Source organism: Streptomyces sp. N35 (assembly GCF_016464295.1).
Taxonomy (GTDB): Bacteria; Actinomycetota; Actinomycetes; order Streptomycetales; family Streptomycetaceae; genus Streptomyces.
This window is the reverse complement of the sequence record NZ_JAEIMH010000080.1, coordinates 24,246-30,028: the sequence shown is the minus strand read 5'-3', so window position 1 is coordinate 30,028 and position 5,783 is coordinate 24,246. Positions and strand designations below refer to the sequence as shown.

The following is a 5,783-nucleotide window of genomic DNA, read 5'->3' as shown; positions in this document are numbered from 1 at the left end:
CGTGGGCGCCCGGAACCCCATGACCTTCAACCGGATGCGCGCCCCGCCCGCCGGGGCCGGGTTCGACGACCGCAGCGCCGAGACGCTGACGGTCGCCGCGAGCGTCGTGGGCGGCTACGGAAGTCTCCTCGTCTTCTTCGCCGTCGCCTCGACGCTGACCGTCGCCGTACGGCAGCGGAGCGAGGAGATCGAGCTTCTGCGCACCACCGGGGCGACCCCCGCGCAGATCAAGCGCATGATCGTCGGCGAGGCCCTCGTGGTCGCGCTGCTCGGCGCCGCGCTCGCGGTCGTGCCCGCGATGTTCGGCGGGCAGCTGCTGCTCGATGTGTTCCAGGACAGCGGACAGGTGGCCGGCTCGGTCGAGCACTCCTTCGGGGCGATCGCGCTCAGCACCGGGTTCGACATCACGCTGCTCGCTTCGGTGGGCGCCGCCTTCCTCGCCGTACGGCGAGCGGGCCGGGCGGCCGGCAAGCGGCCCGGCAGGGGACGCACCTTCTTCACCTACGCGGCGCTGGTGGCCGGAGCCCTCAGCGTGGCGGCGACATTCCTCCTCGACTCGGACGCCGAGATCATGATGGCGCCGCCCGCGTACGGCGCGATCCTGCTCTCGGTGGGCTGCGCGCTGCTCTCGACGCGGATCCTGCCGGGCGTGCTGAGCGTCCTCGAGGGTCCGATCACCGCGCTCGCCGGAGCCGGCGGCTATCTCACCGTGCGCAACATGCGGCAGCGGGCCGCTCAACTCTCCAACGTCCTCATGCCGTTGATCCTATTCACCGGCATGGCGGTCGCCACCCTCTATATGCAGGGCGTCGAGAACGACGCGGTGAAGGCCTCGGGCCTGGTCAAGGCCGCCGACGCCAAGACCCTGGAGACACTCAACTACGCGGTCGTCGGGATCATCGTGGCCTTCTGCTGCATCATGCTGATCAACACCCTGTACGCGGCGACCTCTTATCGCGTACGGGAGTTCGGCCAGCAGCGCCTCGCCGGAGCCACGCCCCGTCAGGTGCTCGCGATGGTGGGCGCCGAGAGCGCGGTGCTCACCGTGACCGGTGTCGTCCTCGGTTCGCTCACCGGCTTCGCGGGCATCGTGGCCTTCACGACCGTACGGACCGACCAGGTGCTGCCCGGACAGGGGCTCGGGATCTGGCTGGCCGTGGCCGGCATCGCGGCCACGGTGACGATCGGCACGAGCATGGCGACCGCATGGCGCCAGCTGCGGACGCCCGCGGTGGATGCGGTGGCACTGGCGGCGTGAATCGGCCGCTCCACCTGGGGAGTTGGCTGATTCCCCACGGTTGTCCACAAGGCTTCCGAGCAGTTGTCCACAGGTCCACGAACAGAAGTCCGCCCGCCCATACACTGGGCGCGGCGGACTTCCTGTGCGTGAAGGGCGGTGGACGATGCGTAAGGCCTGGCTGGTCACAGCCGCTTTCGCGGGCGGCGGACTCAGCTTCGTGCTGCTGCTCGTCGTCGGCACCTTCATGGTCGCGGGCAATCTCGCCAACGGGGTGGGCCAGGGAGCCGTCGGCCTCGCCAAGGGCGCCGTGCCGGCCGCGTACCAGCCGCTCGTACAGAAGTGGGGCAATCTCTGCCCGGCCATCAATCCGGCGCTGCTCGCCGCGCAGTTGTACCAGGAGAGCGGCTGGAACCCGAAGGCGCAGAGCCCCGCGGCGGCGCAGGGCATAGCGCAGTTCATCCCCGGGACCTGGGCCGCGCACGGCGTCGACGGGGACAAGGACGGGGACCGGGACGTCTGGGATCCCAACGACGCGATCCCGTCCGCCGCTTCGTACGACTGCAAGCTCGCCGGCTATGTGAAGGACGCCCCGGGCAATCCGACGCACAACATGCTGGCGGCGTACAACGCGGGGGCGTACGCGGTCATCAAGTACGGCGGTGTACCCCCGTATCGCGAGACCCAGAACTATGTGAAGACCATCACGACCCTGCAGAAGAGCTTCGCGCGCCCTGTTGGCCGAGTAAGCCCCTCCCGGCAGGCGGCCGGCGCGATCTCGTTCGCGCAGGAGCAGCTGGGCACGGAGTACCTGTGGGGCGGCGACGGCACCGCGCAGGACGGCGGACGCTTCGACTGCTCGGGTCTGACGAAGGCCGCGTACGACACGGTCGGCGTGACGCTGCCGCGCGTGGCCAACGACCAGTACAACGCGGGACCGCACCCCAAGCGGAGCGAACTCCTCCCCGGTGACCTGGTGTTCTTCTCGGACGACCTGACCAACTCCCGGGCCATCCGGCACGTCGGGATCTATGTCGGCGGCGGTTACATGATCGATGCGCCACGGCCCGGGGCGGTGATCCGTTTCGCGCCGGTGGACACCCCCGACTACTTCGGTGCGACCCGGGTCACACAGGACGGAGCGCAGGCCCTGGAGGAAGCGCGCGAGGGCATTGCGGAGGCGGCCGCGGGCGCGTGAGTTGGCTGAAACCCGGCGCCAGGACGGGCCCTCTGAGCTGCAGCGATGAGTCACTCTTCGATAACGTCCGAGTGATCTTTCGGTGGAGAGTGGAACCTATCAAGGGGAAGTGACCGTTCTCCCGGCGACGGACCGCAACACTGGTTCCCGACACCGAACGGCAGACGCACTGACCAAGCTGAAGCACGGGGGTTGAGATCCGGGCGCGTACGCACGCGCCCACGACGAGACAAGGGGCTGCGGCACCATGGCTGGAGTGGAGAGCGCCGTTCCCGGCGCGTCCGCCGGACCGGAGCTCGCCGTCGACGGCGCGTCCAACCCCGATATCGATCTGCTCTACGACATCAACGGACTCACCAAGTCCACCCCCGACTGGCTCGACCGCGCGATCGGTTTCGTCGGCGAGTACGGACTGCTGATCGCCCTGGTCGTCCTCGTGCTGTGGTGCTGGATCTCGGTCCGGCGCCGCCCCGAACCCGAGGTGTCGGTCGCCGGTCTCGTCTGGGCGCCGCTCGCCGCGGGCATCGCGGTGCTGATCAACATTCCGATCCGCGGCTTCGTGGAGCGGCCCCGCCCCTTCGTCGACCACAGCGGCCTCGAGCTGCTCGTCGACGGCAAGAGCGACTTCTCGTTCGTCAGCGACCACGCCACGCTCGCGATGGCGCTCGGCGTCGGACTCTTCGTCGCCAACCGGAAGTTCGGCCTGATCGGCATCGCGCTCGCGCTCGTCGAGGGCCTGTGCCGGGTGTTCATGGGCGTGCACTATCCGACGGACGTGGTGGGCGGTTTCGCACTCGGCACGGCGACGACGCTGTTGCTCGCACCGTTGGCGATGGCCCTGCTGACCCCCGTCGTGACGGCGGTCAGCCGCTCGCGGGCCGGTTTTCTCGTACGGGCCCGTCGGGTGCCGCTGCCCCACCCGGCCGTGGACCTTCCGGAGCCGCGGGTGGCGGACGACGCCACGGATACGGGGTCGGGGCGGAACGATCTGGCGGCGTGACGCCCCGGTCAGCCCGCGGAGTTGACGCCCGGGTCAGCCCGCGGAGTTGACGGTCCCGGCGGTCAACTGGCGCTCGGAGGCGGGCCGTCGGGCCGGGCTCTCGGTGTCCGCGCTCTTGGCGTCCGCGGTGCAGGTGTCCGCGGGCTCTGTGTGCGCCGCCTCCGTGCGCCGTCTGCGCATCAGCTTCAGGCCGTAGCCGCCGGCCACGGCGGCCACCCCGGCGGGGGCGGGGGCCGGGGGGCCGGCCCCGGGGTGTGGGGCGGCGACCTCCCGGGCGCGGGGGGCGGCGGCCGCGGGGCTCGCGCCGGCCGCGAGCAGCACGGCCGCGGCGGCTATGGAGCCGAGCGAGGGCAGGAGCGGGGCGAAACGCCTCGTCGAGGGGCGGTGGTCGGGCGACGGGTGGGCTATTCGGGTGCGGGACCTTCTTGTCATGGCGACCTGCCCTCGGGTTGCGGTGATGACCGGTGCGTCCAGGGGACCTCCGGGGGCGGGGTTGGGCCAGCGGAGGGCGTGTCGGGGTGGGCCGTACGAGGGGTCGGTTCCGCCGTTCGAGGGCGCGGCTCGTTGCCGGGTGTGGGTGGGTGGCGCCTGGAATCACAGCGCCTGCGGAAAGGTGAAGACCCGGTCCGGGTCGTACTCCCGCTTCAGCCGGCTCAACCGGCTTGCCGCCGCGCCGTAATACGCCGCGCGCCAGTTCCTCAGCGAGGGGTCCACGTAGTTCTGGTAGGCGGCGCCCGAGGCGTAGGGCCGCATCGCCGCGTACGTGTGCGTCAGCCAGGACTCCGCGCCCGCCCCCGACGCCCCTGCCCGCCACCCCGCCTCGTACTGCGCGAGCATCCGCTGCCGGCGGTGGACGAAGGCGGTTGCCGTGGGGGCGATGCGGTTGACCGCACCGCCGAGTGCCGTGAGCGCGACCGTGCCGTAGCGCGCGTCCGGCGTCCGGTTCACCGCGGCGACCAGCGCGGCGATCCCGGCCGGCGGCAGCTCGCGCGCGAAGAAGTCCGAGCGCGCCAGGTACGTGGCCCGCCCGAGCCGCCCGGCCGCGCCCCGCCCGGGAAGGCCGCCCGGCAGCCGGCACTGCTCGTCGGCGGAGAACGACGCGCAGCCCGCGTAGATCTCCATCGCCTCCTCGTACGACTTGCGCCGCAGCGACACCCCGGAGGCCGGCGCGCCGACCGCGTCCGCGAGGCGGTCGACGGCGTTCTGCAGCTCGCCGTAGGTGCCGAGGGAGAAGGCCGAGACCCGTACCGCCGGCCCCCTTCCGGCCTCGGAGCCGACGGTGCATTGCGACCAGATCTCGTCCGGAAGGCCGGGCCCCCACCGCTGCCAGGCCCGGACCACATCAGGCGCCCGCTCCCAGGGCCAGACCATGGTGCAGGCCACCGCCTGCGGCGCCGGATGAGTACGGAAGCCGAGCTCCGTCACCACACCGAACTGACCGGCGCCCGCCCCGCGCAACGCCCAGAAGAGGCCGGGGTGCTCGTCACCGGAGCACACCAGCTCCTTGCCGTCCGCCGTCACCAGGGTCGCGCTGGTCAGGCTGTCGCAGGTCAGCCCGTACGCCCGCGAGGTCACGCCGTGTCCGCCGCCGAGGGCCAGGCCGGCAATCCCGACGCTCGGGCACGAACCGGCGGGAACCGTCGCCCCCTTCGCGGCCAGCGCACGGTAGACGTCGATCAGCCGCGCCCCCGCCCCGACGGAAGCGGCGCCGCCGCCCGCCCGTATCGACGAGAGCCGCGACACATCGAGGACCAGCCGCCCGTCCCCCGACGACCAGCCCGCGTACGAGTGGCCACCGCCGCGCACCGCGACCGGGATGCGCGTCCTGCGGGCGAAGGCGAGGGCGGTCCGTATGTCCTCGACGCCCGAGACATACGCGACGGCCGCGGGCTTCAGGCCGTCGAAGCGGGTGTTGAAGAGCTGCCGGGCGCTGTTCCAGTCCGCGTCGCCGGGGCGTATGAGCTCACCGTCGAGATCCTCCGCGAGGGCGGGCCAGTCCGGGGCGCGGCGGGCCGGCGGGCTGCTCGGTTTCCCGTCCGGCGGGGTGCGGGAGGACGACGGAGAGGGTGAGCTCCCGCCTCCTCCCGAGCCGGTGCAGCCCGCGGCCGCGGAGAGCGCGAGTGCGGCCCCGCCGATGAGCGCCGTACGCCGGTCCATGGACGTCATGGAGGTGATGTACCCCGGCGGGGGGCGTGGAGTGGCTTGGGAGGGGCGGGGTTTCCCGGTAGGGGAGTGGAGGGGCTTGGGGCGGGGTGTCCCGGGAGGGGCTGGAGCGGCTTGGGGGCGGGGTTTCCCGGGGTTTCGGGGGGGGCGCTTCTTCTCGCCCCCCCCCCCCCCCCCCCCCCACG

General features: G+C 72.2%; 5 protein-coding genes. 3 read left to right on the top strand and 2 right to left on the bottom strand.

Features of this window, described 5'->3' with window-relative positions; translation table 11 throughout:
- From JAO81_RS32895 to JAO81_RS32885, 3 genes are all read left to right on the top strand, one after another.
- Nucleotides 1-1,258, top strand: a 1,258-nt coding sequence (locus JAO81_RS32895; RefSeq protein ID WP_199551631.1) for an ABC transporter permease, incomplete at its 5' end; no start/stop codon positions are given.
- Nucleotides 1,259-1,403: 145 nt separating this feature from the next.
- On the top strand, nucleotides 1,404-2,435 hold the full coding sequence (locus JAO81_RS32890) for a bifunctional lytic transglycosylase/C40 family peptidase (protein ID WP_199551630.1): 1,032 nt from the start codon (nucleotides 1,404-1,406) through the stop codon (nucleotides 2,433-2,435).
- A 247-nt stretch (nucleotides 2,436-2,682) separates the two neighbouring features.
- The gene (locus tag JAO81_RS32885) at nucleotides 2,683-3,435 is read left to right on the top strand and encodes a phosphatase PAP2 family protein (RefSeq protein WP_199551629.1); all 753 of its coding nucleotides are present in this window, start codon (nucleotides 2,683-2,685) and stop codon (nucleotides 3,433-3,435) included.
- Nucleotides 3,436-3,468: 33 nt separating this feature from the next.
- Here JAO81_RS32885 and JAO81_RS32880 read toward each other — a convergent pair whose 3' ends face one another.
- Nucleotides 3,469-3,867: a hypothetical protein gene (locus tag JAO81_RS32880; RefSeq protein ID WP_199551628.1), complete on the bottom strand. Its 399-nt coding sequence runs from the start codon at nucleotides 3,865-3,867 to the stop codon at nucleotides 3,469-3,471.
- Between the two features lie 162 nt (nucleotides 3,868-4,029).
- Nucleotides 4,030-5,592: an FAD-binding oxidoreductase gene (locus JAO81_RS32875; protein WP_199551642.1), complete on the bottom strand. Its 1,563-nt coding sequence runs from the start codon at nucleotides 5,590-5,592 to the stop codon at nucleotides 4,030-4,032.
- Between the last annotated feature and the right edge of the window lie 191 nt (nucleotides 5,593-5,783).